33 protein-coding genes are annotated in these 18722 nt (G+C 64.5%); 6 read left to right on the top strand and 27 right to left on the bottom strand.

Going from position 1 to position 18722, the window contains the following annotated elements; genetic code table 11:
* Window positions 1-23 precede the first annotated feature (23 nt).
* Both QX073_RS08675 and QX073_RS08670 read left to right on the top strand, forming a co-directional pair.
* A complete protein-coding gene (locus QX073_RS08675) occupies window positions 24-782 on the top strand; it encodes a dienelactone hydrolase family protein (RefSeq protein WP_315825165.1) in 759 nt (252 codons plus the stop codon).
* A 26-nt stretch (window positions 783-808) separates the two neighbouring features.
* Window positions 809-1051, top strand: coding sequence for a hypothetical protein (locus tag QX073_RS08670; RefSeq protein WP_315752858.1), 243 nt, complete (start codon window positions 809-811; stop codon window positions 1049-1051).
* Between the two features lie 259 nt (window positions 1052-1310).
* Here QX073_RS08670 and QX073_RS08665 read toward each other — a convergent pair whose 3' ends face one another.
* From QX073_RS08665 to QX073_RS08570, 20 genes are all read right to left on the bottom strand, one after another.
* Entirely contained in the window at window positions 1311-1769 is a 459-nt protein-coding gene (locus tag QX073_RS08665; protein WP_315752857.1) for a group II truncated hemoglobin, read from the bottom strand.
* Between the two features lie 16 nt (window positions 1770-1785).
* Window positions 1786-1953 (bottom strand): hypothetical protein, encoded by a 168-nt coding sequence (locus tag QX073_RS08660; protein WP_315752856.1) that lies wholly within the window; start codon window positions 1951-1953, stop codon window positions 1786-1788.
* The gene (locus QX073_RS08655) at window positions 1950-2282 is read right to left on the bottom strand and encodes a DUF6156 family protein (protein WP_315752855.1); all 333 of its coding nucleotides are present in this window, start codon (window positions 2280-2282) and stop codon (window positions 1950-1952) included. Before QX073_RS08655 ends, QX073_RS08660 begins: the two co-directional genes overlap by 4 nt.
* Before the next feature lie 13 nt (window positions 2283-2295).
* Entirely contained in the window at window positions 2296-2508 is a 213-nt protein-coding gene (locus QX073_RS08650) for a hypothetical protein (RefSeq protein ID WP_315752854.1), read from the bottom strand.
* 12 nt (window positions 2509-2520) lie between these two features.
* Complete coding sequence (locus QX073_RS08645) at window positions 2521-2829, bottom strand: 2Fe-2S iron-sulfur cluster-binding protein (RefSeq protein WP_315752853.1); 309 nt, start codon at window positions 2827-2829, stop codon at window positions 2521-2523.
* A 35-nt stretch (window positions 2830-2864) separates the two neighbouring features.
* Complete coding sequence (locus QX073_RS08640; RefSeq protein WP_316225624.1) at window positions 2865-4079, bottom strand: DegT/DnrJ/EryC1/StrS family aminotransferase; 1215 nt, start codon at window positions 4077-4079, stop codon at window positions 2865-2867.
* A gap of 2 nt (window positions 4080-4081) precedes the next feature.
* Window positions 4082-4342 carry a hypothetical protein gene (locus QX073_RS08635; RefSeq protein WP_316225623.1) on the bottom strand — a complete coding sequence of 87 codons (261 nt, stop codon included), beginning with the start codon at window positions 4340-4342 and terminating at the stop codon, window positions 4082-4084.
* Window positions 4343-4361: 19 nt separating this feature from the next.
* The gene (locus QX073_RS08630; RefSeq protein WP_315713117.1) at window positions 4362-4718 is read right to left on the bottom strand and encodes a DUF3024 domain-containing protein; all 357 of its coding nucleotides are present in this window, start codon (window positions 4716-4718) and stop codon (window positions 4362-4364) included.
* Window positions 4719-4724: 6 nt separating this feature from the next.
* On the bottom strand, window positions 4725-4973 hold the full coding sequence (locus QX073_RS08625) for a nitrogen fixation protein NifZ (protein ID WP_315752850.1): 249 nt from the start codon (window positions 4971-4973) through the stop codon (window positions 4725-4727).
* Window positions 4970-5293, bottom strand: a complete 324-nt coding sequence (locus tag QX073_RS08620; RefSeq protein ID WP_316225622.1) for a nitrogen fixation protein NifZ — start codon at window positions 5291-5293, stop codon at window positions 4970-4972. Before QX073_RS08620 ends, QX073_RS08625 begins: the two co-directional genes overlap by 4 nt.
* On the bottom strand, window positions 5290-6063 hold the full coding sequence (locus tag QX073_RS08615) for a 4Fe4S-binding leucine-rich repeat protein (RefSeq protein ID WP_316225621.1): 774 nt from the start codon (window positions 6061-6063) through the stop codon (window positions 5290-5292). Before QX073_RS08615 ends, QX073_RS08620 begins: the two co-directional genes overlap by 4 nt.
* Complete coding sequence (locus tag QX073_RS08610; RefSeq protein ID WP_315752847.1) at window positions 6056-6589, bottom strand: hypothetical protein; 534 nt, start codon at window positions 6587-6589, stop codon at window positions 6056-6058. The genes QX073_RS08615 and QX073_RS08610 overlap by 8 nt, the downstream gene beginning before the upstream one ends.
* An 11-nt stretch (window positions 6590-6600) precedes the next feature.
* A complete protein-coding gene (locus QX073_RS08605; RefSeq protein WP_315713125.1) occupies window positions 6601-6930 on the bottom strand; it encodes an iron-sulfur cluster assembly accessory protein in 330 nt (109 codons plus the stop codon).
* A gap of 11 nt (window positions 6931-6941) precedes the next feature.
* Window positions 6942-7166 carry a YfhL family 4Fe-4S dicluster ferredoxin gene (locus QX073_RS08600; protein ID WP_006609676.1) on the bottom strand — a complete coding sequence of 75 codons (225 nt, stop codon included), beginning with the start codon at window positions 7164-7166 and terminating at the stop codon, window positions 6942-6944.
* 55 nt (window positions 7167-7221) lie between these two features.
* The gene (nifB, locus tag QX073_RS08595) at window positions 7222-8784 is read right to left on the bottom strand and encodes a nitrogenase cofactor biosynthesis protein NifB (protein WP_315825168.1); all 1563 of its coding nucleotides are present in this window, start codon (window positions 8782-8784) and stop codon (window positions 7222-7224) included.
* A gap of 264 nt (window positions 8785-9048) precedes the next feature.
* Window positions 9049-9915 carry an SIR2 family protein gene (locus QX073_RS08590; protein WP_316225620.1) on the bottom strand — a complete coding sequence of 289 codons (867 nt, stop codon included), beginning with the start codon at window positions 9913-9915 and terminating at the stop codon, window positions 9049-9051.
* Entirely contained in the window at window positions 9915-10136 is a 222-nt protein-coding gene (nifT, locus tag QX073_RS08585; protein ID WP_315713133.1) for a putative nitrogen fixation protein NifT, read from the bottom strand. Before nifT ends, QX073_RS08590 begins: the two co-directional genes overlap by 1 nt.
* Window positions 10133-11347, bottom strand: a complete 1215-nt coding sequence (gene nifS, locus QX073_RS08580) for a cysteine desulfurase NifS (RefSeq protein WP_316225619.1) — start codon at window positions 11345-11347, stop codon at window positions 10133-10135. Before nifS ends, nifT begins: the two co-directional genes overlap by 4 nt.
* 9 nt (window positions 11348-11356) lie before the next feature.
* Window positions 11357-11647: a NifU family protein gene (locus tag QX073_RS08575; RefSeq protein ID WP_315713137.1), complete on the bottom strand. Its 291-nt coding sequence runs from the start codon at window positions 11645-11647 to the stop codon at window positions 11357-11359.
* 38 nt (window positions 11648-11685) lie between these two features.
* Entirely contained in the window at window positions 11686-12006 is a 321-nt protein-coding gene (locus QX073_RS08570) for a HesB/IscA family protein (RefSeq protein WP_257170758.1), read from the bottom strand.
* A gap of 323 nt (window positions 12007-12329) precedes the next feature.
* On the opposite strand from QX073_RS08570, the gene QX073_RS08565 reads away from it, so the two are divergent.
* On the top strand, window positions 12330-12938 hold the full coding sequence (locus QX073_RS08565; RefSeq protein ID WP_315825171.1) for a hypothetical protein: 609 nt from the start codon (window positions 12330-12332) through the stop codon (window positions 12936-12938).
* 71 nt (window positions 12939-13009) lie between these two features.
* Here QX073_RS08565 and QX073_RS08560 read toward each other — a convergent pair whose 3' ends face one another.
* Window positions 13010-13429, bottom strand: coding sequence for a Rieske (2Fe-2S) protein (locus QX073_RS08560; RefSeq protein WP_315825172.1), 420 nt, complete (start codon window positions 13427-13429; stop codon window positions 13010-13012).
* Window positions 13430-13628: 199 nt separating this feature from the next.
* Between QX073_RS08560 and QX073_RS08555 the strand changes: the two genes are divergently transcribed.
* From QX073_RS08555 to QX073_RS08545, 3 genes are read left to right on the top strand one after another with little or no spacing between them, the layout of a single operon-like run.
* Window positions 13629-14087, top strand: a complete 459-nt coding sequence (locus tag QX073_RS08555; protein ID WP_315752841.1) for a hypothetical protein — start codon at window positions 13629-13631, stop codon at window positions 14085-14087.
* A gap of 53 nt (window positions 14088-14140) precedes the next feature.
* Complete coding sequence (locus QX073_RS08550) at window positions 14141-14992, top strand: sulfurtransferase (RefSeq protein WP_316225618.1); 852 nt, start codon at window positions 14141-14143, stop codon at window positions 14990-14992.
* A gap of 22 nt (window positions 14993-15014) precedes the next feature.
* Entirely contained in the window at window positions 15015-15332 is a 318-nt protein-coding gene (locus tag QX073_RS08545) for a hypothetical protein (RefSeq protein ID WP_315713146.1), read from the top strand.
* Window positions 15333-15536: 204 nt separating this feature from the next.
* Here the strand turns inward: QX073_RS08545 and hspQ are convergent, their stop codons facing one another.
* Genes hspQ through nifN form a run of 6 tightly spaced genes read right to left on the bottom strand, consistent with a single transcriptional unit; the run spans window position 15537 to window position 18712 of the window.
* The gene (hspQ, locus tag QX073_RS08540) at window positions 15537-15863 is read right to left on the bottom strand and encodes a heat shock protein HspQ (RefSeq protein WP_316183906.1); all 327 of its coding nucleotides are present in this window, start codon (window positions 15861-15863) and stop codon (window positions 15537-15539) included.
* A 19-nt stretch (window positions 15864-15882) separates the two neighbouring features.
* Window positions 15883-16170: a ferredoxin III, nif-specific gene (gene fdxB / locus QX073_RS08535; RefSeq protein WP_316225617.1), complete on the bottom strand. Its 288-nt coding sequence runs from the start codon at window positions 16168-16170 to the stop codon at window positions 15883-15885.
* 23 nt (window positions 16171-16193) lie between these two features.
* On the bottom strand, window positions 16194-16394 hold the full coding sequence (locus QX073_RS08530; protein ID WP_315713150.1) for a CCE_0567 family metalloprotein: 201 nt from the start codon (window positions 16392-16394) through the stop codon (window positions 16194-16196).
* Window positions 16395-16412: 18 nt separating this feature from the next.
* A complete protein-coding gene (locus tag QX073_RS08525) occupies window positions 16413-16883 on the bottom strand; it encodes a NifX-associated nitrogen fixation protein (protein WP_316225616.1) in 471 nt (156 codons plus the stop codon).
* 10 nt (window positions 16884-16893) lie between these two features.
* The gene (gene nifX, locus QX073_RS08520) at window positions 16894-17289 is read right to left on the bottom strand and encodes a nitrogen fixation protein NifX (protein ID WP_315713153.1); all 396 of its coding nucleotides are present in this window, start codon (window positions 17287-17289) and stop codon (window positions 16894-16896) included.
* A gap of 25 nt (window positions 17290-17314) precedes the next feature.
* On the bottom strand, window positions 17315-18712 hold the full coding sequence (gene nifN, locus QX073_RS08515; RefSeq protein ID WP_316174158.1) for a nitrogenase iron-molybdenum cofactor biosynthesis protein NifN: 1398 nt from the start codon (window positions 18710-18712) through the stop codon (window positions 17315-17317).
* Between the last annotated feature and the right edge of the window lie 10 nt (window positions 18713-18722).

Genomic DNA, 18722 nt, shown 5'->3' with positions numbered 1-18722 from the left:
CGCAACGGAAGCAGGAGCATCACATGCCTACGGCGAGCACGATCAAGCTGACCGCCAGCGACGGCCATACCTTTCAGGCGTTTCGTGCCGATCCCGCCGACGCGCCAAAGGGGGCGATCGTCGTCCTGCCGGACGGCGCCGACGCTGCCGGCAAACTACGCAAGGTCGCCGATACTTTCGCCGCGAGCGGCTATGTCGTGATCGCGCCGGAGCTGTCGCCTCCCACCGCGATCGAAGCGGCAACGGAGGGCGAGCCGGCCGAGAGCGTGCCGGATCCGGCAGCACCGCTGCTCGCCGAGATCCAGTCAACGGTCGACAGCGTCAAGGACTGCGGCAAGGTGGCGGTGGTCGGCTTCGGCGCCGGGGGCGGTCTCGCCTATGACGCGGCCAACCGCGTCTCCGGCGTGGCCTGCGCAGTGAGCTACTACGCGACCGGTGTCGTCAACGCGGCCGGCGCCAAGCGCAAGATTCCGACGCTGCTCCATTTCGGCGAGGCCGACATCGTCGTGCCGTTCGCGGAGGTGACCATGTTCCGCGCCTATCATCCCGAGGTCAGCGCGTTCTCCTATCCGAATGCCGCGCATGCGTTCGACGGTGACGGCGAGACCTATGATGAATCTGCAGCTGCGCTGGCACATGACCGGACCCTGGCGTGGATCTCGCAATATGTCGTCGGGCAGCCGCCGATCACGCTGAAGAACGCCGGCGCCTATGCGCTCGCCAAGACCGACAAGAAAAAGAAGAAGAAAGCCGACGACGACATGGGACCGCTGGCCGATTGACAATCCGATGGAGTGAGAGCACCGCGATGCTGCCGACCACCATCCTGATCGACGAGCGGCCACGTTGCGTCGTGCGCCCCAACGACACCAAGGATCTCAACCGCTTCATCCGCAACGGCAAGCCTTTTCTGCTTGCCGAGGTGCCGGACGGCAGAATCACGCATCGCAATGCCAGCGAGGTCGAGATGATGCAATGGCAGAACGCCCTGGCGCTGCACCGCGCCTGGGGCGGCGACGACGAGACCTTCTTCGGCGTGCCGTTGTATTAGCTGGATTGCGTAAGGTGGGCAAAGGCGCCACGGACGGCAGTGAATTGCACCGTCGGAAGATCGCCGTGCCCACCTTTCTGGTCCATCTTTTTCTGGTCCATCTTGCAGGCGAGACCGCCGGTGGGCGCGTTTCGCTTGGTCCAGCCTACGTGTCACGCCCTCTCCGTCATTGCGAGCGCAGCGAAGCAAGCCAGGGTAACGCGGGCGACTCTGGATTGCTTCGTCGCCTTCGTCTCCTCGCGATGACGTCACCGCCGGCTCACGGCCGCGCGGCCCGAGCATCGTGCGGGTTGCCGGCGTGGTTGCGCATCCAGTCGGCGAGCTTGGTCATGGCGGCGTCGACATCCTGACGGGCCTTGACGTCGCTGACAGTCTCCTCGAGCGCGCCGCGCATGCACAGCAGCCAGGCGTCGCGCTCGGCATTGCCGATGGCAAAGCCCATGTGACGCTGGCGCAGCCGCGGATGGCCCTTCTCGGGCGAATAAAGCTTGGGGCCGCCCAGCCATTCGGAGAGATAGCGCTTCAGGATGTGCTTGATCGGCCCGAGATTGCGGCCGTGCATGTCGCGGATGCCCTTGGCCTCCGGCAGCGTATCCATTCGGTGGTAGAAGGATTCGACGAGACGGTCCACGACAACCGCTCCGCCGATCCGCTCATAGGGGGTCGCGACCGGCCCTGCGTCCGGAGTTCCGGTCTCTGAAGTCCCAGCGTCCGCCATCCGACCAGTCCGCCCTCTACTCATCCAAGCTCGGCTGCAGGATCACCTCGGCCGGAGCGCCCGGGCCCTGCTCGTCCACAAGCTGAAGCGCATCGACACGCGACAATCCGCCGCCGCTGTCCATCAGCACGATAGCGTCCTTCGGCATGCTGGCAAGAGCCTCGATCAGCTTGGCGACAGTCACGAGGCCTCCTTCACCGACGCATCCTGACCGGCGATGGGCGCGCCGGTCTCGTCAAAATTCAGCGTCACCGGATCCTCGTCGAGCATGACGATCTCGGCCCGGCTCAACGCCCCGCTGGCATGGTAGCTGTAGCTGTGCGTGAGCTCGATCTCGCCATAGACGATCTTTTCGAATCCGGTCAGCACGCCCGCGGCATCGAAATAGCCGCGGATGAACGTGTTGCGGTTCGACAGCTGCTCCGGCGCAATCGCAGTCACCAGCCGCAGCGGCAGCTTGACGCCCGTGTAGGAGACGAAGAATCGGCACGCCTGTCCCGCATCGGTGCTCATGCTGCCAACCGCGTCACGAAACAGCCGCGGTCTTCAGGGCCTCGATCTGCTCACGAGCCACCTTGAACACGCCGCGGCCGCCGGCGAAGGTCTGATAGGCCTTCATGCCGATGGCCTCGCTGAGCTTGTCGAACCACTGCTGCGGCGTCAGCTCGACCGGCCGCTCGCTGATCTCGGCGACCGTGCCATCATTGGCAAAGCGGACATGAAGCGTCAATTTGTCCATGTGATCCTCCTGTTACAGGCCCGAGCCGAAGCCCAGGAGTTCGATCTTGACGTTCTCGGTGCCAAGAATGGTCGCCTGACAGGCGAGGCGAGACTTCGAGCCGACGCCGACGATGGTGTCGAGCTTCTCGTTCTCCAGCTTGGTGACCTTCGACACGCCCTTGCGTCCCTCCTGCAGGAAGATGTGGCAGGAACCGCACTTTGCCTGGCCCTCGCATTTGTGCGGGATCTCGACCTCGGCGCCGAGCAGCGCTGCCAGAATGGTGGTGCCCTCGCCCACCTCGATCGTCTTGCCGGAGGGCATTACCGTCAATGTCGCCACTTGGATTCTCCTTTTCGGTTTGAACTTAGAACTTCTCAGTAGATCGCGGCGCCCGCCCCGACATTGACCGAGGCGTCCTTCATGGTCGCGACGATGAAGGCGATCTGATCCGTGGCGAGATGAACGTGGAACGGCAGGGCCACCACACGATCGGCGACCTTCTCGGTCACGAGATAATCGCCTCGGCGATAGCCCATGTCGAAATAATGCCGCTGCAGATGCAGGGGATTCGAATAGGCCACGGCCTCGACCTGTTCGACCCTGAGATCCTCGACGATCGAATCCCGGCTCGACTTCGAGAACCGCGTGCCCAGATGCACCTGGTAGAGAAACCAGTTCACCTCGGTGACATCGGGCCCGACATAGGGGTCCTTGATGCCCTCGAACGACTGCACCTCGCTGTAATAGATCTGCTCGATCAGCTTGCGCCGCTCGAGGATCTCGTCGATCCGCCGCAATTGCGCCAACCCGAGCGCGGCGGTCACGTCGCTCATCACCGCCTGGTGCGACGCGCTGCTGCTGACCACGACCGATGCGCGCTCGTCGAGCCGGTGCGAACGGTGCCGACGCACGGCCACCGCGATGTCGACGTCGTCGGTGACGACCATGCCACCCTCACCACAGGTGAGCGCGAAAGGCTGCGAGAAATCGAACACCGCGGCCGTACCGAATGTACCGACCAGCGCCCCCCTGTATTTCGAGCCGATGGCCTCGGTCGAATCCTCGATGACAGGCAGATTGCGGGTCTTCGCGATCGCCTGCAGCTCCGACCATTTGGCCGGATGGCCGTTGGTGTTGCCGGCCAGGATCGCCTTTGTCCGCTCCGTGATGCGCGCCTCGATCTTGCTCGGCGCCAGCGTGCCCGAGTAGTAATCTATATCCGCAAACACCGGCTTGGCGCCGACAATGCTGATGGCATGCGCGATCTCGCGGAACGAATACGACGACGCGATCACCTCGTCGCCCGATCCGATGCCCATCGCTTTCAGGACCAGGACCAGGCCAAGCGTTCCGCTCGGGACGGCAATGGCGTATCTGCGCCCGAGATAGCTTGCGAATGCCGCCTCGAACTCCTCGACCAGCGGACCGCAGGACAGCCGCGGCGATCGCAGCGCGGCGTCCACGGCGGCAATCTCCGCCGTGGTAATGTCGGGATCAGAGAGCGGAATGAAGCTCGCCTCGACCGGCGTAAGCTCCGCTTCATCCTGCTCCTGCCGATCGGCGTCATGCACCAGATAGGGCTTGGTCATGCTCAGCTCCGCTTGGCCAGGATCAGGCCGGTGGCTTTGGCAAGGTCATCGGTCACACCCGCGCAGTGGTCGCTGGCGTCGAGCAGATGCAGGTCGAATGCCGGATAGCTGCGGAACGGCGCTTCCGTGACATCGGACGCGTCACAACGTGTCAGTACCAGCCTTGGAAAGCGGCGGCGCAGCTCGCCGAAGGCCGCGCTGCAGGCGTCGGGTCGCTCGAGGACCTGCGCGATCTCATTCAATTCCTGTTCGGCCAATGCCATGTCAACCGTCCTCTTCGCTCTACTGCCAGAAGATCCGCTCAGGGTCGGCGTTCAGCTCGTCGACCGCTGCGGTCAACCGCCGATGCAGACTATGCAGCTCCCACGTCCCCTGCGCGTGATCTCTCCAGAACAGCTTCCACATCGCATTCGCGGGATCATGACGCAGCAGCGCGACGTCGATCACCCCGCCGTCCTTGTCGATGTTCCGCGAGCAGCAAGGACTGCGGACGTGATAACCCTCGTCGACCGGCGACACCGTCGGCTCGACATAGCGGTAGCGCTTGCGTGACTTCAGCGCGCGCGCGATCCGCTTGCGATCCAACTCATTGGGATGCGCGGGCAGGACAAAGCTGGGCTTGAGCGCGGTTGCAGCCATCGTGGATCATCGCACCTCAACCGGGACGATCTCCTCTTCGAGACAGCCCACGACGAGCTGCTCGCCGAACTCGACGAGATAGATCGGCATGTTCGCCTCGGTGTGGGTGCCGACCTGGACGATCTCACCCATATCGCCGACTCCGACCAGCTTGGCTTCGGCCGGCGCGTTCGGGAACGAGCCGTCATTGACGAGGTCGATCAGCGCCTTGACACGCTGGCCCCATTGATATTTCGGCAGGCGTGGCTCGATCATGACTTGTATGCTCCCGGCAGTGGCAGCTCGTCCTCGGTCTCCCCGCGGGGCACGGTGGATTCGAGCTCCTTGCGTTTCATGCCGACGCGGTTCCCGCTTTCGAGAAACTCGACGCCGTAGATGTAGAACTGCTGCAGGAAGGTTCCGATCGAGACGACGTAGCCGATCTCGCCCTTCTTCGCGAGGATCTCGCCGATTTCCTTGCCTGCGTAGGTGCCGTCGTTGCGGATCGTGCGCTTGGCCTTGACCTTCTCGCCGAACGTGAAGTACGGCGGCGCCGACAACTCCACGACCTCGCTGTCACGAACGATGTTGCTCATGCCGGTTTCTCCATGGCAGCTCCGAAGCGGTTCGCGAGCCGGTCGCGCGCCATCTCCTGCACCAGCGGGTCCTCGTCGCGTGCAAGCTCCGCGAGTTCACTGAGCGCGATCCGGCTCGCAACCTCGTGACGCACCCGCCAGTCGGCGTCCTTGCGCATCGCGGTGAGGAGATCCGGCGCGAGGCGCTCGGCGATCTCGAGCCGCACCCGTGGATCTGGGTCACTGATCATGCCGAGCAGCCAGTCGCTGGGGATGCGCCGCGCGACGACGCGGCGTACCTCGGCCTCCGGGTCCCCCATCATGCGGCCAAGCACGGACGGCACGATACGGCGCGCCACGACCAGGCGGACGTAATAGTCGTCGTCCATCATCATCGGCATCAGGTCTTCCGGATCGAGCACGGTCGCGATTCGAATGCGGACCTCGCGATGCGGATCATGGCGCAGCCGGAGCACCAGCCGCTTCGGCAACCGCCGCGCGGCGTTCCAGCGCACCGTCTCCTCGGGATCGTCGAGCAGCGCAGGCAGAAAGAACGGGCTGGCATGCTTCGCCGCGATAGCCCGCACCTCGAAATGCGGATGCTTGACGTAGCCGTTGGCGAGCGCCGGATTCCAGTTGAAGAAGCGGTCGATGCGGCGGGCGTAGCGGTCGTGCACGCAGGCGTGCCGAAGGCGACAGCCGCCGGATGCGTTGAGCTGCGCGTGTTCGCAGCCCGTGCAACTGATCTCGTTGCCCTGCCAGTCGATGGCCTCGTCGATGTCGTCATTCATCGTCGAGCTCCACCCGGTCGACCACCTCGAGCAGGACGCGTGCGCCGATCTTATCGCTGGGATCGAGCTCGAGCAGCTTTTGCACCGCGAGCCGTCCCTCGACGAGATTGCCGAGGCGCATCTGCAAATAGGCGTATCCCTTCAAGGTGAACATGAAGAAGCGCGGCAGCATGTTGTCATAACTGCCGAACTCGGCATGACCGGCGCGAACGTCGCGCCAGTGCGGCGGCAAGCAGTTTTCGGCGGCCGCCTTGGCGAGGCATCGCTTGGCGATGCGCAGCGCGTCGGCGAGCCGTCCCTTGTAGAAATAGAACCGGTAGAAGCCGATCAGGACCGCTGCATGCCCAGGCGCCAGCGCTTCCGCCTCTTTCAGGTGCGTCTCCGCGACCTCGTCGAGATGATAGCTCTGGCCCGCCTGCCACAGATGATACTCGGCCTCCTCCGGCAGGCCGCCGCCGAGCAGCGCGTCGGCGAGCAACGCGTCCTCGATGGCGGTCTGAGAGCTGGGCCGGGCATCGGTGGGCATGGCGAGCTGTCCTAGTGCTCCAGCGCCTTCAAGGCGTGGGTCGAGCACGAAACCTGCTTCGGATCGTGAAACACGAGGCCGGTCTGCGTCGCAGTATCCGCGAAGTCGATGGTCACACCGTCGAGCAGCAGGCGGCTTTCCGCTGGCAGAAACAGCCTGACACCGTCGCGCTCGACCACGGCATCACCGGGCTGCGGCGTGGCGAGCACGCTGATATCGGCCGCAAGGCCGGAGCAGCCGCCGGGCGACACCGCGAGACGGAAGCCGGAGCCCGCGGTACCGTCGGTTCGCAGCATCATTCGCATGAATTTCTGCGCGGCAGGCGTGAGGGTGAAGTTCATCTCGGTCTCCCTCAAGCCGGCGGCTGGTAGCGCGGGAACGAATTGTCGATCACGCAGGTGTTGTCGACCGGGCAGACCGCCGCGCATTGCGGCTCGTCGAAATGGCCGATGCATTCTGTGCACTTCTTCGGATCGATCACGAAGGTGCCGTTCTTCTCCGAGATCGCCACGTTCGGACATTCGGGTTCACAGGCCGAGCAGCTCGTGCACTGCGAGGCAATGATCTTCAAGGTCATCAAAGGCTCCTGTCGAAGGGGCCCGGCGACGCAACAGCGTCGCCGGGGTCTGGTGTCACGCCGCCGAAATCAGGGCGCCCTGGCGAATTTCGGCGTCACCGCGCACGACGTGCTGGATTTCGCCGCTGTTCACCTTGTCGAGGTAGTCCTTGAACCAGGCGATCGCGGACTTCTCGATGAACTCGTGGGCGAACTGATCGACCGGCTCGATGCCCGCGGCCTGCAGGTCGCTCTTCGGGCAGCCGCCGATCTTGGCCACGAACACCGCATGGCAGTCGTTGATGGCGCGGATGACGGTCTCCAGGCTGTCCTCGTCGCCATAGCCGCCCTGGCAGTACAGGTCGACGCGGCGGTGACCGACGAACTTGGCACCGGCGGTGGAGAGCTCGTAGACCTGGAACTCCTTGGCGTGGCCGAAATGCTCGTTGATCAGGCCCGAACCCTTGGTCGCGACCGCGACGAGCAGCTTGATGTCGCTCGACTGGCCGGCGAGCGAGGCAAGCTCCTCCTGCCGGGCGACGACCTTGGCGACGCGCTCGCTCTCGACCGCCTCCTGGTACGCCTTGCGGCTGTCGATGTCGTAGTTCACCTCCATGGCCATGATCTTGTCGGTGGTGAATTCGGCCGAGCGATCCTCGCCAAGCAGGCCCACGGCGTCGGCGCGGCACTGGCGGCAATGCCGCATCATGTTCATTTCGCCTTCGCACTCGTCCTGCAGGGCCTTCAGCTCCTGCGCCGTCGGACCGCGCTGGCCGGTCAGGCCGAACACGGTGCCGTGCTCCGGCGACGAGATCAGCGGCATGATGTTGTGCAGGAACGCGCCGCGCGACTTCACCGCCTTGTTGACCTCGACGAGGTGCTTGTCGTTTACCCCTGGGATCATCACCGAGTTGACCTTGCAGAGGATGCCGCGCTCGGTCAGCATCTCCAGGCCCTGCAACTGGCGGTCGGTGAGCAGCTTGGCCGCCTCGACGCCGGTGTAGCGCTTGTGCTTCCAGAAAACCCAGGGATAGATCTTGGCGCCGATCTCGGGATCGACCATGTTGATGGTGATCGTGACGTGGTCGACGTTGAAGCCGGCGATGGTGTCGACGTGGTCGGGCAGCGCGAGACCGTTGGTCGACAGGCAGAGCTTGATGTCGGGGGCGGTGCGCGCGATCAGCTCGAAGGTCTTGAACGTCTTCTCGGGATTGGCGAGCGGATCGCCAGGGCCGGCAATGCCCAGCACGGTCATCTGCGGAATGGTCGAGGCAACGGCGAGCACCTTCTTGGCGGCTTGCTCGGGCGACAGCTTTTCGCTGACGACGCCCGGACGCGACTCGTTGGCGCAGTCATATTTTCGGTTGCAGTAGTTGCACTGGATGTTGCAGGCGGGCGCGACGGCGACGTGCATGCGCGCGTAGTGATGATGCGCCTCCTCGCTGTAGCAGGGATGGTTCTTCACCTTCTCCCAGATCTCCGGCGGCAGGTCGTTCTCGCCGGCGCCCGAGCCACAGCTCGCCTTGCCGCTGCCGCCCGAGGTGCCGCAACCCTTGTGTTCCGCGATGGTCTGCATCACCGAGCTCAGCTTGTCGCCGTCCGGTATCGTCGCCTGTTCGTGCTGCACTGACGCGTCCATGTCCGCTCCTTAACGTTGCTGGCGAGCCGCAAACCGCCTTGGGCTAGGGTTCAGCAACTCGCGTGCCACGCCGCGGACAAGATCATTTCGTCAGACTATCAACGCCTTAGCCAAATCATCGCGCCTGTCGCCTTGCCAACATGCGAAAGGCTCTCGTTTCGGGCGTTGTTAGAAACGTTACAGACTCGAATTGGGACACAGGACGAACGGCAAAACAGCGCAGCTTGCGGCCACGCTGTTCGATTTCCGGTGTCGTGGTCTCGCTCAGCCGCCGATGATGATCTCGCTCGCGCGGGCCAGCGGAATCGCGATCGGCGTCAACCGCTCGGCGATGAAGAACTTCAGCTCGTTCTTCGACAATGAGTCGGGCTCGACCAGGACGTAGTGATGGGCGCCGGAGCGCTTGATGACCTGGCGGCCATAGGTGCGCAGCAACTGGTCGTTGAAGCGGCAGCCGATGAACAGGAAGGTGCGGTCGGTGCGCCGGTCCTTGACCGTGTCGGGTATCGGTGTCTGGATATCGATGTCGGTCAGCACCTCGACATAGTCGGCGTCGGTGATCAGGAAGTTCCTGGCTGGCGTGGTCCCGCCATGCGGCTTGTAGAGCAGCGTAGTCCAGCTTGCGGCCTTCTCACGATCGCTCTCGGCGCCCGCGGCGTCGTAGAAGCGATACCAGCGGTCCTCGCCGATTCCGGCCCGCGTGATGCCCTGCACCTCGCCCCAATCGCCGCGCCCGGCGAGCGCGGCTCGCATTGCGCCGTCATACCAACTGTCGACGATCATCGGCAGCGGCAGCGACGCCAGATGCTGCTGCAGCGGTGTCGGTGCAACGGGCGCGGCAAAGGCTTCGGCCATCAGCGCCGTCACCGTCGAGCGGTGGCGCGTGCTCTCGATGTGCTGGGCTGAAGCCCACGCATTGCCCTTGGCTCGGCGCGGCAGCGCCACCTTGGTGCCGAAGAACGCAGCCAGCGCTTCGGGATTCATCGGCACCGTGGCGCCGGACTGCTCCGACACGGCGGGACCGAGGAACGGGACGACCTTGCCGGCCTTCAGTCCGGCGACGACGTCCTTGAGCAGGGCCTCGGCATCGGCCTGCTTGACGATGTCGATATGAGGAAGCGGCGCATTCATCACTCGTCCCCTTCGCCACCGCGCTTGCGCGCGTTGATCGTGATCGGCAGCCGCGTGTCGGCGGCCATCTGCGGCAGTTCGAGGACCCATCCGTTGGCGATGCGGATCCAGCCGCCCCACAAGGACTCGTGCTCCGACTCGACGATGGGCTCCTCGAGATCCTTTTTGGGGACGTAGATCGACAAGCCCGTTTCCGGCGAGCGGCGGATCATGACTTTCATTGCGTGAGCTCCGTAGGGCGAAGGGCGTCCGTCGAGGGCGATTGACGATGCTGCAGACAGGCCGGCGAGGTCTCGCGCAGCCGGCCGACGATGTCGGGCAGGATCTGCAGCATGCGATCGATGTCGTCGTCCGTGGTGTCGCGCGACAGCGAGAACCGGACAGCCCCGCGCAGCAGGTCCGGCGGCACGTTCATCGCGCGGAGCACGTGCGACGGCTCCATCGAGCCGGAGGCGCAGGCCGAGCCGAGCGAGGCGGCGATACCGGCTTGGTTCAGCCGCATGACGATCGGCTCGCCCTCGAGATGCTGGAAGGCGATGTTGGAGGTGTTCGGCAGCCGCGCAGCGAGGTCGCCGAGCACGACGCAATGGCCGACGCTCTGGAGGATGCCCTGCTCCAGCCGGTCGCGCAGCGCGCGGACGCGGCCCTGCTCGTCCGCGAGATGCTTTGCCGCCAGCTCGGCCGCCTTGCCGAGCCCGATGATGCCCGGCACGTTCTCGGTGCCGCCGCGCCGGCGGCGCTCCTGCGGGCCGCCGCGCAGCAGCGGCGCGAACGGTGTGCCCTTCCGAACATAAAGCGCACCGATGCCCTTGGGGCCGTGCAGCTTGTGGCCGGACAACGACAGCATGTCGACGCCAGCGGATTTCAGATCGATCGCGATCTTGCCGACCGCCTGCACGGCGTCGGTGTGGAACAGCGCGCCGGCCTCATGCGCGAGCCTGGCCAGATCGGACACCGGAAACAGCGTGCCGGTTTCGTTGTTGGCCCACATCACCGAGGCGATCGCCGTGCGCGGGCCGAGCGCGCGCTTGTAAGCCTCGAGATCGAGCCGGCCGGCCGCATCGACGCCGATCAGATGCACCGTGAGGCCGCGCTTGCCGCTGAGATACTCGACGAGCGACAGGATTGCGGGATGCTCCACCGCCGTCGTGACGATCTCGTCGCGACCGTCCTGCGTCTCAAGCGCCGACAGCAGCGCGGTGTTGTCGGATTCCGTCCCACCGGAGGTAAAGACGATCTCGTGGTCGAAGGCGGCGCCCAGCAGCGCCTGCAGGCTCTTGCGCGCATGCCTCACGGCCCCGGCGACCTCGCTGCCGAAGGCATGCGAGGACGAAGCATTGCCGAACTGGTCCGTAAAGAACGGCAACATCGCCGCGACGACCTCCGGATCGGCTCGTGTCGTCGCGTTGTTGTCGAGATAGACCGGACGCAAGGCCGCTCCTTAATGCCGCGCCTTGGCTGCGCCGGCCACCGGAACGAGGCGAACGAATTCGCCGAGCTTCTCGATCATGCGCGCCTGGATGCCCTCCAGCGTCGCGCTGGCGAGCTTGCAGAAGATGCAGGCGCCGGCGAGCTTGACCATGATCTTGTTGCCGTCAATCTCGACGAGCTCGCAATCGCCGCCGTCGCGCTTGAGGTTCGGACGGACCTCCTCGATCACGGCCCGGATGATCCGCTCGCGCTCGCTCATCTGCGACGGCGCTTCGACGATGCCCTGGGATTCGACCAGCATGGTTTCACTTCTCGCGTGTTGGATGATCGAGCGAAGACTCAAGCGAACGACTTGCCGCAGCCGCAGCTCGACTTGGCATTCGGGTTCTCGAAGGTGAAGCCGGAGCCCTCCAGCGCGATGACGAAATCGATCGTCGTGCCTTCGAGATATTCGAGGCTCTTGTGATCGACGAGCACGCGCACGCCCTCGCGCTCGATCACGGTGTCCTCCGGCTCGCTGCCGCTGACGAGGCCCATGTTGTATTTGAGCCCGGCACAGCCGCCGGCTTCGACCATGATCCTGAGGCCGTCGACCGGCTTGTCGGAGGTCGTGATCGCGTTGCGGACCGCATTGATGGCGCTGTCGGTCAGGTTGATCATCATCGTCTCGCCTTTCCCATTCGGCTGTTGTGAACGGAATTGGCAAGTCTCATGCCATGCAGCAATCGCCTGAAAGACCTCAACTTTTCATGTTGTCGCTGTGGCGTTTCCGACGCGTGTCGGCTTTCCGACAGGCGCTGTTCACGCCGTGTCGCGCGGGAGTCGGCGCGATGTCGGGGCGCAAACCCGACAATCACCGGCGCGAGAGGCAAAAGAACCAAGCAAATGAAGCCGCCACACACACCGGCAGACAATTTGCATCACGTCCCTTTCGACCGCGCCGTGCGGCGAACGGCTGACAAGGACATGCGAGGGGATTGCTGATGACGACATTGGAGAAGACGGTTGCGATCGAGACCACCGCGCTCGCGCAGCTCGACAAGGAAGGGCGGCTGCTGAACGCCGTTCTCAAGGCGCCGACCACCAAGCCGGGACGGTTCGGCTTCCGCGGCGATATCGCGCTGAAGTTCCAGACCCAGGTTGCGGACGAGAAGCGTCCGCCGGACTTCTCGATCGAGCAGGTGCTGACGATCGCGCAGGACGGCGCATCGACGATCCCGGTGCTCGTCGGCTACATCCACTCGCTGGCCTATCTCGAGACCGCGGCCGAGGTGCTCAAGGGCCTGCTGACGCCGGACGGCAAGTACTTCATGTTCTGCAACAACATCGATCTGCTGGCGAAGTACCGCATCAAGATCGACGACATCACCTTCTACGTGCTGCCTTGCGACGAATCCACGGTCTGGAAGGAGATGCTGGAGCTGCTGTCGATCGACAAGAACGACATCAAGAAGCTCGATACCGCCGGCAAGCTCGACTACGTGCTCGACGCCGCCAAGGACTTCAGCGAGAACTACGATCTCGTGCCCTACGCGGATGCACTGGCAAGGATGGAGCCGGTCAAGAACCGCAACGAGAACCGGCCAGTCTGAGACCGTCCGTTTCTTCAAATTCAAGATGAAGTCCCGGCAGTTGCCGTCGGGACTTCACCGCGATCGCCGCCTCAGCCGTCCTCACACTGCAGGCCGGTCTCACCCTCTTCCTCGTCATCCTCGACCAGGGTCACGCCGGTCACGCAGATGTCGCCATCCAGCACGCTCAGCGCGACCGGCGTCAGGCTCTCGCCCCTGCACGGGCCATCGACGCAGAGCCCGGTACCGATCTCGAACAGCGAGCCGTGCTTGCCACAGAGGATGCGAAGGCCGTTGCCGTCCAGGAACTGATTGCGCTCCCAGTCGAGATTGACCTTGTCGTGCGGGCACATGTTCAGATAGCCGAACACCTGCTTGCCCCAGCGGATCACGAAGATCGGCCACGGGCGGTGGCTGCCGTCCTCCGCGACGATCATGAGCTGGAAGCCCATGGCGCGGCGGCTCGGAATGTCGTTGAAGCTGCAGATGGCGTAGGCGACGTCGGTCGTCATGTCGGGCCTCATCGATGTCTGGCGCATCTCCGACACGGCCGCTTCGGCGCAGCAGGAGCGACGGTCGGCTCGCTTGCGAGCCGCGTTGCAAGATTCGCGCAACTCCGCCTGTCCGCCTCGCCTTCTTTGCTGCTGCGATAGACTGGCACAGAACTTGAAAATTTCTCCTGCAAAGGCGCCTCTTTGTAAGGAGATCGACATGAACGTGGCACTGGAATTCGTCGAGAGCTCGCTCGACGACATCAAGGCGGCAATGGAGGGTGGCACGCTGACGGTCTACTCGGTGGCGCGTCCGATCACCGCGGACAAGCCGGTCGACCGCAGCGGCGTGCTCGCGACCTTCACGTTCGGCTCGCCCGCCTTCGGCGCCGCGGTGGATGGCCTCGAGCAGCCGAACTTCGTCGCGACGTCCGTGCCGGCGGCCACCGTCGGCACGCCCGGCTTTGCGCGGGCGCGCAAGGCGGACGGTACTACCGTCGCCGATTTCTCCGCCGGCCCAGGCGAGCGCGAAATCAAGTTCACCGAAGTGTCGTGCTCGCCCGGCGCGCCGGTCACGGTCGCGACCTTCAAGATCGTCGCCGAAGGCGGCTGGCCGGAGCGTCCGGAATACTACGACACGCATCCACGCCCGGGCTATCCGATGCCGAAGACGCTCTGACGCCCGCAAGCGCGTCAGTCATCCTGTTGGCTCTTCAAATCGCGAGCGCATGCATGAGCACGGATCCCTCGAGCACCCTGGTCAGCTCCGACTGGCTGGCACAACATCTTTCCGATCCCGCCACCAAGATCCTCGACTGCACCTGGCACCATCCGAGCACCAACCTGGACGGCCGTACGCAATACCGCGGCCGGCACCTGCCGGGCTCAGTGCATTTCGATATCGACCAGGTCGCCGACAAGTCCAACCCGCTGCCGCACATGCTGCCGTCAGCGGGCGATTTCGCCCACAAGGTCGGGCTGCTCGGCATCAGCAATGCCGATCGCGTCGTCGTCTACGACCGTCACTATGGCGGCTCGGCCGCGGGCCGCGTGTGGTGGATGTTCCGCGTATTCGGGCACGACAACGTCGCCCTGCTCGACGGCGGCTTCGGCAAATGGACCAAGGAGAAGAGGCCGGCGGAGATGACGCCGGTGCGCCCGGAACCCGCGAGCTTCACAGCCAGCTTCCAGCCCGGCCTGGTCGCGACCTCGGCCGACGTGCGTCGCCTGCTGCAGGCCGGCGGCCAACTCATCGATGCGCGCGGGCCCGGCAAGTTCGACGGCACGCAGGCAGACGTGTTCACCTTCAAGCGCCAGGGCCACATTCCAGGTGCCATCAACCTGCCCTGGGCCGATCTGGTCGATCCGGACTCCGGCGTGCTGCTGGCGCCCGACGCGCTCACCGCACGCTTTACGGCCGCGGGCGTCGATCTGAACAAGCCGATCGTTACCACCTGCGCCTCGGGCATCACCTCCTGCATGCTGGCGTTGGCGCTCTACCGGCTCGGCGTTCCGAACGCCGCCGTCTACGACGGCGCTTGGGCGGAATGGAGCCAGCTCGACGACACGCCGGTCGCGGCGTGATTTCAACGACGGGAGCACGAGCATGGCAAAGACTCTGGTCAAGACCACGCAGGACGGCCGCAAGGTCGAGGTGATTGGCCTCGCCATCTGCCTCGAAGGCGAGCTCGAGGCGTTCGAGCTGGTCGAGGTCAAGCTGCATCCGAACCGGCGCAAGATCTGGGAGGCCGCGCCCGACGCGACTCACATGGCCGGCCGCATCACTTTGACCAAGGACGAGGCAGCGATCGTCGAGAGCGCGTTCGCCGCCGCCCAGGCCGAGATCCTCGCCAACCCTGCCGCGATCAACGAGCGCTTCCGGATCGCGGCGATGTGGAAGGCCAGGGAACAGGGGATCGAGTAAAAGTCCCCGCTTTCGGCCTGGCCCTCATCTCTCGACCGTCATTCCGGGGCGCGCGAGGCGCGCGCCCCGGAATGACGAGCGGATAGATCGTGGCCAACACAAGTCTCCGTCATCGCGAACGCAGCGACGCGATCCAGGGCGGCACAAGGAACTCTGGATTGCTTCGTCGCCTGCGGCTCCTCGCAATGACGGCAGTGGCAAGATCTACTGAAAGATCCGCCCGCGGTAGCGATAGCTGCCCTCATCGTCGACATCGAACAGTTCGCCGATATCGGGATGCTTCACCGGCTCGCCCGAGGCATCAGCCACCAGGTTCTGCTCGGGAACGTAGGCGATGTAGCTGCTGTCGCCGCATTCGGCGAGCAGGTAGTAGAACGGCTGCTCCTTGTCGAGCCTGGCGTCCATGGTGATGGCGCGCCAGCCCTCTTCCTCGGAGAACGACAGGTCGACGTCGAACACGACACCGCGCAGATCGTAGACGCGGTGCCGGGTCACCTGGCCGATCGTGAATTTCGCCTCCATCCGCATCATGGCAGCACGCTCGACAATCTCAGGCCGCCGCCGAATGGGTCTGGCAGTTGGTCGGGCAGACCCGGGCGCAGGCGCCGCAGCCGATGCAGGCGCCGGTGTCGTTCATGACCATGATCTTCTTCTCGATCTCATCATCCTCGTCGTCGTCGAGCTCGACGAACTCGCCCTCGTCGTTGATGCCCTTCAGGGTCATGACCTCGCGGCCACACACCTTGTAGCAGCGGCCGCAGCCGATGCACTTGGCCGGATCGATGGCGACCAGATAGTCCGGCCGCCAGTCGCGACCGTCACGGGTTGCGTTGGACATGATGACGGATCCTCAAATCGGGCTTACGCGGTTTCGAGCTTCTTCAGCTCGGCCCGCTTCTTCTCCAGCTCGGCGAACGCGTCATGCGCCTTCTGCGCCGTCGGCAGGATCTGGTCCCAGTTGATGGGCAGTTCCTCCGACAGGTCGTGCAGGTTCATCTTGGCATCCATGGCGCGTGCCGACAGCTTCTTGATCTCGGCCTTCAGGGTATCCAGGTCGCTCATCTCTCTCATCCTCGCCGTTCAGTAGTTCGCGACGTCCTTGAACTTCTCGATCATCTCGACGCCGGCCTTGACGAACTTGTCGCCTTCGTCGGCCAGCTTGCCGAGATTGTCGAAGCCGAACCGGTGCACGTCCCGCAGCTGCTTGTTGACGACGATCAGCCGGCCGCCGATCAGCACCATGCGGCCGAAGCCCTCGTGACTCATCTTCAGCATCGGCGAGATCATGACGCCGGTGGCCTTCTCGATCGACAGCGCGACCGCATTGAAGAACAGCTCCAGCCGCCAGATCGTCTCCGGATCGGGATCGCCGATGATCGGCAGCGCCCGCCGCTTCTCCTTGTCCAGGATGTAGGGCTCGAGCAGGTCGATGTCCTTCTTGCCCTCCCATGCGCCATGGGTGTCCTGAGCGCGCCACACCTTGATCAGCTCCTTGACGAAGGGCCGCTGCTCGGCGGGGACGGTTTCGACGGCTACCGCGGTATCGGACATGATGGTTTCCTCATTCCTCGAAATCGAGCGCGCGTTCCTGGCCCTTGGCCAGCGCCTTGCGCAGCCAGGGCGGCGGCGTGCCCTTGAGCACCGCCTGCAGCTTGCCGAGCAGATCGGTGATCTCCTCGGGCTGGGTGACCTTCATCGGATGGATGTTGTTGGCGACGACGCGCGCTGCGCCGGAGCCGCCGATCGCGGCGACATAGAGGATCGCGCAATCCTTGATCGCCTCGATCTTCGGCGCCAGCTTGTCCTCGTTGCCATCCTCCTTGAGATCGCCGTCGAACTCGACCTTCTCGATGAAGCGGTAGCCCTCGGGATCGAGATCGTAGATCGCGATGTTCTTGGCCCAGCCGAAATGGGCGTCGACGCGCTTCAGATCCTGGGTAGCGAATGCGACTTTCATGTCGTCGGTCCTTTCTCCTGAAACGTCAATGCAGTGGCGCCACGACGGCGGTGTCGATCGATGCCTGTTCGAGGTCCTTCCAGGGATCGAGCCAGGTGTCGGGCGTCGGCTGATGGTTGTCCTCGCGATCGGCGATGATCAGATTGGCGAGCGCAAAGATCAGATCGCGCGTGCCGCGATAGCCCACCGTCAGGAGATGCCCTGCCCCGAGCCGATCGAACATCGGAAAGCCGATCCGGTAGAACGGGATCTTGAGGCGGGCGGCGGCCTGGCGGCCGTGCGAATGCGTGAGCATCAAGCCGCAGTCGCGCTCCTTTGCCAGGTTTTCGAGATCCTCGAGATCGCCGATCAGCACTTCATCGCAGGGCATCCGCTCGAGCACCGGCGACTGCGTCGTGGTGACCGCCACCGACACATGCGCGCCCATGTCGTGCAGCATGCTCGCGACGTCGAACAACAGATCCGGCTCGGCGCCAACAGCGAGCTTGCGGCCGCCAATGTGGAAATGCGCATCCAGCATCGCGTCTGCGAGCTGGCCGCGCTGCCGGCGATATTTCGCCGGCACCGGGCGTCCCGAGATCTCGCTGAGGAACGTCATGAACTCGTCGTTCGGCAGCAGCCCGCAGAGCCGCTCGAACAGCCGATACGGCACGCCGGTCCTGGCCTGCATCGCTTCCGCCGCTCGCTTCATTTGCGCCCCGATCGCGATCGTCCAGGACGCGCTGCCCATGGTCGCAATCTCTTCCAGGCCGATGCCGCCGATCGTTGTCGGCGTGAACTCGTCGGGGATGTGGCCGTCGAGCGAGCCGCCGATATCCGGCAGGAACGATGGCTCCAGACCGAAATCCTCGATGATGGTGCGCAGCTCCTCGATATCCCCCGGCGTCAGATGGCAGCCCGGCAGCACGTTGACCCGCGCCGGATCGCGGCGGGTCGAGGTCGGCTTGTCGACGAGCACCTCGACCATCTTGGCGACCGTCTTGTCCCAACCGTCCTGGAACGCGTCCTTGAAGTCCGGCGTCGAGACGTAGACCAGCGGATAATTCGCGAGCTCTGGATGCTTCTCGCGGATCAACCTGATGTAGCCGTCGACGTCGTCGCCCTTGGTCTCGGTGACGCCGGTCGAGCAGATGCCGATGATCTCCGGCTTCTGCTTCTTATGGATGTTGAGGATCGCCTGCTCGACATTCTCATAGCCGCCGAGCACGGTGGCGACCTCGCTCATTGCCGTCGTCTGCATCGGCACCGCTTCCTTGAAGTGGCGCACGAACAAGGTCAGGCCGAACGAGGTGCAGCCCTGCGAGCCGTGTAGCAGCGGCATCGCGCCGCGCAGGCCGAGGAAGGCGAACGAGCCGCCGATCGGCTGGCTCATCTTGAGCGGATTGACCGCGCAGGCCTTCTTTCCAATGGTGACCTTGGCCATGAGCGCCGCC

The sequence above is a fragment of the Bradyrhizobium sp. SZCCHNS3052 genome, from assembly GCF_032484495.1.
GTDB lineage: Bacteria > Pseudomonadota > Alphaproteobacteria > Rhizobiales > Xanthobacteraceae > Bradyrhizobium.
The sequence above is the reverse complement of the archived record's forward strand: the minus strand, read 5'-3'. Positions and strand labels throughout refer to the sequence as shown.

Bases quoted from the DNA above. Each gene is read 5' to 3' on its own strand.
- QX073_RS08675 (WP_315825165.1), top strand. From the start codon at position 24: ATGCCTACGGCGAGCACGATCAAGCTGACCGCCAGCGACGGCCATACC.
- QX073_RS08670 (WP_315752858.1), top strand. From the start codon at position 809: ATGCTGCCGACCACCATCCTGATCGACGAGCGGCCACGTTGCGTCGTG.
- QX073_RS08665 (WP_315752857.1), bottom strand. From the start codon at position 1,769: ATGGCGGACGCTGGGACTTCAGAGACCGGAACTCCGGACGCAGGGCCG.
- QX073_RS08655 (WP_315752855.1), bottom strand. From the start codon at position 2,282: ATGAGCACCGATGCGGGACAGGCGTGCCGATTCTTCGTCTCCTACACG.
- QX073_RS08650 (WP_315752854.1), bottom strand. From the start codon at position 2,508: ATGGACAAATTGACGCTTCATGTCCGCTTTGCCAATGATGGCACGGTC.
- QX073_RS08640 (WP_316225624.1), bottom strand. From the start codon at position 4,079: ATGACCAAGCCCTATCTGGTGCATGACGCCGATCGGCAGGAGCAGGAT.
- QX073_RS08635 (WP_316225623.1), bottom strand. From the start codon at position 4,342: ATGGCATTGGCCGAACAGGAATTGAATGAGATCGCGCAGGTCCTCGAG.
- QX073_RS08630 (WP_315713117.1), bottom strand. From the start codon at position 4,718: ATGGCTGCAACCGCGCTCAAGCCCAGCTTTGTCCTGCCCGCGCATCCC.
- QX073_RS08625 (WP_315752850.1), bottom strand. From the start codon at position 4,973: ATGATCGAGCCACGCCTGCCGAAATATCAATGGGGCCAGCGTGTCAAG.
- QX073_RS08620 (WP_316225622.1), bottom strand. From the start codon at position 5,293: ATGAGCAACATCGTTCGTGACAGCGAGGTCGTGGAGTTGTCGGCGCCG.
- QX073_RS08615 (WP_316225621.1), bottom strand. From the start codon at position 6,063: ATGAATGACGACATCGACGAGGCCATCGACTGGCAGGGCAACGAGATC.
- QX073_RS08610 (WP_315752847.1), bottom strand. From the start codon at position 6,589: ATGCCCACCGATGCCCGGCCCAGCTCTCAGACCGCCATCGAGGACGCG.
- QX073_RS08605 (WP_315713125.1), bottom strand. From the start codon at position 6,930: ATGAACTTCACCCTCACGCCTGCCGCGCAGAAATTCATGCGAATGATG.
- QX073_RS08600 (WP_006609676.1), bottom strand. From the start codon at position 7,166: ATGACCTTGAAGATCATTGCCTCGCAGTGCACGAGCTGCTCGGCCTGT.
- nifB (WP_315825168.1), bottom strand. From the start codon at position 8,784: ATGGACGCGTCAGTGCAGCACGAACAGGCGACGATACCGGACGGCGAC.
- QX073_RS08590 (WP_316225620.1), bottom strand. From the start codon at position 9,915: ATGAATGCGCCGCTTCCTCATATCGACATCGTCAAGCAGGCCGATGCC.
- nifT (WP_315713133.1), bottom strand. From the start codon at position 10,136: ATGAAAGTCATGATCCGCCGCTCGCCGGAAACGGGCTTGTCGATCTAC.
- QX073_RS08575 (WP_315713137.1), bottom strand. From the start codon at position 11,647: ATGCTGGTCGAATCCCAGGGCATCGTCGAAGCGCCGTCGCAGATGAGC.
- QX073_RS08570 (WP_257170758.1), bottom strand. From the start codon at position 12,006: ATGATCAACCTGACCGACAGCGCCATCAATGCGGTCCGCAACGCGATC.
- QX073_RS08565 (WP_315825171.1), top strand. From the start codon at position 12,330: ATGACGACATTGGAGAAGACGGTTGCGATCGAGACCACCGCGCTCGCG.
- QX073_RS08560 (WP_315825172.1), bottom strand. From the start codon at position 13,429: ATGACGACCGACGTCGCCTACGCCATCTGCAGCTTCAACGACATTCCG.
- QX073_RS08555 (WP_315752841.1), top strand. From the start codon at position 13,629: ATGAACGTGGCACTGGAATTCGTCGAGAGCTCGCTCGACGACATCAAG.
- QX073_RS08550 (WP_316225618.1), top strand. From the start codon at position 14,141: ATGAGCACGGATCCCTCGAGCACCCTGGTCAGCTCCGACTGGCTGGCA.
- QX073_RS08545 (WP_315713146.1), top strand. From the start codon at position 15,015: ATGGCAAAGACTCTGGTCAAGACCACGCAGGACGGCCGCAAGGTCGAG.
- hspQ (WP_316183906.1), bottom strand. From the start codon at position 15,863: ATGATGCGGATGGAGGCGAAATTCACGATCGGCCAGGTGACCCGGCAC.
- fdxB (WP_316225617.1), bottom strand. From the start codon at position 16,170: ATGTCCAACGCAACCCGTGACGGTCGCGACTGGCGGCCGGACTATCTG.
- QX073_RS08530 (WP_315713150.1), bottom strand. From the start codon at position 16,394: ATGAGCGACCTGGATACCCTGAAGGCCGAGATCAAGAAGCTGTCGGCA.
- QX073_RS08525 (WP_316225616.1), bottom strand. From the start codon at position 16,883: ATGTCCGATACCGCGGTAGCCGTCGAAACCGTCCCCGCCGAGCAGCGG.
- nifX (WP_315713153.1), bottom strand. From the start codon at position 17,289: ATGAAAGTCGCATTCGCTACCCAGGATCTGAAGCGCGTCGACGCCCAT.
- nifN (WP_316174158.1), bottom strand. From the start codon at position 18,712: ATGGCCAAGGTCACCATTGGAAAGAAGGCCTGCGCGGTCAATCCGCTC.